This is a genomic window from Ruegeria sp. CDSC052, from assembly GCF_059610685.1.
Genome location: NZ_JBXWOB010000028.1, coordinates 1 through 4,363, shown reverse-complemented (window position 1 = coordinate 4,363; position 4,363 = coordinate 1). Strand labels below are relative to the sequence as shown.

The 4,363-nt window shown below is 62.5% G+C and carries 3 protein-coding genes; all 3 read right to left on the bottom strand.

Translation table 11 applies throughout. The annotated features are described in order from the left end of the window. On the bottom strand, window positions 1–2,771 hold a 2,771-nt coding region (gcvP, locus tag AC2FIM_RS20245), incomplete at its 3' end, for an aminomethyl-transferring glycine dehydrogenase (protein WP_496732298.1). A 113-nt stretch (window positions 2,772–2,884) separates the two neighbouring features. Further along, complete coding sequence (gene gcvH, locus AC2FIM_RS20240) at window positions 2,885–3,250, bottom strand: glycine cleavage system protein GcvH (protein WP_142640419.1); 366 nt, start codon at window positions 3,248–3,250, stop codon at window positions 2,885–2,887. 18 nt (window positions 3,251–3,268) lie between these two features. Then, a partial coding sequence (gcvT, locus tag AC2FIM_RS20235; RefSeq protein WP_496690629.1) for a glycine cleavage system aminomethyltransferase GcvT occupies window positions 3,269–4,363 on the bottom strand: 1,095 nt, incomplete at its 5' end.

Sequence of the window (4,363 nt, the reverse complement as noted above, 5' to 3'; positions counted from 1 at the left end):
ACGGGGGACCAGTATTTGTCGACGCCCATGGAGCCCGGGGGGAAGCAGGCCTGTTCGCGGGTGTATGGGCGGTCCCAGTCGCCGACCAGATCGCGCACCGTATGGGGGGCGTTTTTCAACGGGTTGTTCTCCGCATCGATCTTGCCGTCGATGATGTCCTGCGCCTCGGCCCGGATGGACAGCATGGCGTCGCAGAAGCGATCCAGCTCGTCCTTGGGTTCCGACTCGGTGGGCTCGACCATCAGGGTTCCGGCCACCGGCCAGGACATGGTCGGCGCGTGGAAGCCGGAATCGACCAGACGTTTGGCCACATCGTCGACGCTGACATGGGCCGCCTCATCCAGGGGACGGGTGTCAAGGATACATTCATGCGCCACCCGGCCTGTTTCCGAGGTGTACAGGATTGGATAGGCGTCCTGCAGCCGAGCCGCGATATAGTTGGCGTTCAGGATCGCCACTTTCGTGGCCTGGGTCAGACCCGCACCGCCCATCAGCAGCACATAGGCCCAACTGACCGGCAGGATCGACGGAGACCCAAACGGTGCCGCCGAGACCGGACCGACGGCGGTGCCGTATTCCGGGTGGCCGGGCAGGTGTTCCTCCAGATGCGCCTTGACGCCGATCGGACCCATGCCGGGGCCGCCACCGCCATGCGGGATGCAGAAGGTCTTGTGCAGGTTCAGGTGGCTGACGTCGCCACCAATGTCACCAGGACGCGACAGGCCGACCATGGCGTTCATGTTGGCGCCGTCGATATAGACCTGACCGCCGTGATCATGGGTGATCTGGCAGACCTCCTGGACGGTGGTCTCGAACACGCCATGGGTCGACGGGTAGGTAATCATGCAGGCGGCCAGATGGTCGGAATGCTTTTCCGCCTTGGCGCGGAAATCGGCGACATCAATGTTGCCCTTCTCATCCGCTTGCACCGGCACCACCTGATAGCCCACCATCTGGGCCGAGGCCGGGTTGGTGCCATGGGCCGAAGTGGGGATCAGGCAGACATTGCGGTGCCCTTCGCCGCGGGCGAAGTGATAGTTGCGGATGGTCAGCAGGCCTGCGTACTCGCCCTGCGCGCCCGAGTTGGGCTGCTGCGAGATCGCGTCATAGCCGGTGATCTGGCACAGCTTGTCGTTCAGATCGGCAATCATCTCGTGATAGCCCTGTGCCTGATCTTCGGGGCAGAACGGGTGCAGATTGCCAAACTCGGGCCAGGTGACCGGGATCATCTCGATCGTGGCGTTCAGCTTCATCGTGCACGACCCCAGCGGGATCATCGCCCGGTCCAACGCCAGGTCGCGGTCGGCCAGACGGCGCATATAGCGCGTGATCTCGGCCTCGGCCCGGTTCTTGTGGAAGATCTCGTGGGTCAGATATTCGCTTTCACGCAGCGCGTAATCCGGCAGGCGGTATTGCTTGTTCGAGCTGTCATCCGCCCGATCGATGCCGAAGGCACCCCAGACGGCCTCGATGGTCTCGGGCCGGGTCTGTTCGTCCAGGCTGATGCCGACCTTGCTGTCGCCGACCTTGCGCAGGTTGACGCCGCGGGCCACGGCGGCCTCCATCACGACATTCTGCAGATGGCCGACCTCGACCGTGATGGTGTCAAAGAACACTTCCGGTTCCACGGCAAAGCCCGCCTCTTCCAGACCGGCGGCCAGGCGCGAGGTCTTGCGGTGCACCGATTGCGCAATGGCCTTGATGCCATCAGGGCCGTGATAAACCGCATACATCGACGCAATGACGGCCAGCAGCGCCTGCGCGGTGCAGACATTCGAGTTGGCCTTCTCGCGGCGGATATGCTGTTCGCGGGTCTGCAGCGCCAGGCGATAGGCCTTGTTACCCCGGCTGTCGATGCTGACGCCGATGATCCGGCCGGGCATCGACCGCTTCAGCTTGTCGGTGGTCGCCATATAGGCCGCGTGCGGGCCGCCATAGCCCATCGGCACGCCAAAGCGCTGGGTCGAACCGATGGCGATATCTGCGCCCATCTCGCCCGGTGACTTCAGCAGCGCCAGCGACAGGATGTCCGCTGCAACGATGGCAATGGCTTTATGTTCATGCAGCGCCGCGATCTCGGCGGTGAAGTCACGCACATGTCCATGCGTGCCGGGATACTGGAAGATCGCGCCAAACACCGCGCCCGCGTCCATCGTATCCGGATCAGCCACCTGTACGTCGATGCCCAGAGGCTCGGCGCGGGTTTTGATCACCGCAATGGTCTGCGGGTGGCAGTTTTTATCGACGAAGAAAGCCGCGTTATTGGCCTTGGACCGGCCACCGCGCTTGGCCATCGCCATCGCCTCGGCAGCAGCGGTTGCTTCGTCCAGCAGGGATGCGTTGGCCACGTCCAGCCCGGTCAGATCGCTGACCATGGTCTGGAAGTTCAGCAACGCCTCAAGCCGGCCCTGGCTGATCTCGGGCTGATAAGGCGTGTACGCCGTGTACCAGGCCGGGTTTTCCAGGATATTGCGCAGGATCGGCGCAGGCGTGGTGGTGCCGTAATAGCCCTGACCAATCAGCGAGGTCAGAACCTTGTTCTTGCTCGCCACCTCTTTCATGTGGAACAGCGCATCGCGCTCGGTCATCGCCGGACCCCAGTCCAGCGCTTCCTTCTGCCGGATCGCAGGGGGGACGGTGGCGTCAATCAGCTGATCCAGCGTCGTGAAGCCGGTCACCTTGAGCATGTCGCGCATCTCGGTCGGGCTGGGCCCGATATGGCGACGGTTGGCAAAGTCATAGGCTTCGTAATCGGTGAGTTTGAAGGCCATGTGTAGCGCTCCTCAAGGAATGTCTCGCCCAGCCGCTCTGGCAGATGCCTCCGGCGGGAGTATTTGGAAAAAGATGAAGCCCGGGGCCCGGTTTCAGGGCCCCGGAATTGAAGTTACCCGATGAAGGCCTTGTAGCCGGCCTCATCCATCAGATCTTCCAGCTGCGACGCATCCGTGATCTTGATCTTGTAGATCCAGGCCTCGCCCTCGGGGTCGTCGTTCAGCGCGCCCGGATTGTCGGCCAGCGCCTCGTTGACCTCGACGATCTCGCCATCAACCGGCGCATAAAGCTCGGACGCCGCCTTGACGGATTCGATCACGCCAATCTCGCCACCCTTCTCGAACTCGTCGCCTGCTTCCTGCTGTTCCACGAACACCACGTCGCCCAGCTGTTCAGCCGCGTGTTTGGTGATGCCCAGCGTCGCGGTGTCGCCCTCGACGGTCAGCCATTCGTGCTCTTCGGAATAATAGGTTGCCATGTTGTCTCTCTCCTGACTTCAACGCTTGTAATTCTGGGTGACAAAGGGGGTGGCCACAATCTGTGCCGGTTGCGGCTTGCCCCGGATGATCAGGTTCACCGCCGTGCCCGGTTCGGCATGATCCGCCGCCACATAGCCCATCGCCACAGGTCCACCGACCGTCGGGCCAAACCCGCCCGAGGTGATCTGGCCGATTGTATTGCCCTGCGCGCACTGAATGTCCACGCCCTGACGCGCCGGTGCCCGGCCTTCCGGCTTGATGCCCACCAGCTTGCGCGCGGGACCCTCGGCCAGTTCTTTTTGAATGCGGTCGGCCCCCGGGAATCCGCCCTCTTCCTTGCGGCGTTTCTGGATCGCCCAACCCAGGCTGGCCTCGATCGGCGAGGTGCCCTGGTCGATGTCATTGCCATACAGGCACAGCCCCGCCTCCAGCCGCAGGCTGTCGCGCGCGCCCAGGCCCGCCGCCTCGCAATCCTCATGCGCCAGGAAGGCCTTGGTGATTTCTATCGCGCGGTCCTCGGGGATCGAGATCTCGTACCCGTCCTCGCCGGTATAGCCCAGACGCGAGATCCGGCATTCGGCCCCCAGGATGTCGGCAACAACAGTTTCCATGAACTTCAGATCCCGCGCCGCAGGGCAAAGCGCACCCACCACATCCTCGGCCTTCGGTCCCTGCACCGCAACAAGCGCGCGGTCAAAGATCTCGATCACCTCAACCCCGTCCAGATTGTCGCGCATATGCGGAATATCCTGATGACGCAGCGCCGCGTTCACCACCACAAAGAAGTGATCCCCCGCATTCGACACGATCAGATCATCCATGATCCCGCCATCCGAATTGGTGAAAAATCCATACCGCGCCTTGCCAGGCTTCAGTGTCGCATAGGCCTGCGGGCACAGAGCCTCAAGCTTGGCACCAACATCCTCACCCCGCAGGATCACCTGACCCATATGAGACACATCAAACACCGCCGCCTTCTCACGACACTGCGCATGCTCACCCATAATCCCCAAGGGATACTGAACAGGCATCTCCCAGCCCGCAAAATCAACCAACTTCCCACCCAACTCAACATGCAAACCATGCAAAGGCGTGCGCCTAATATCCGTCAT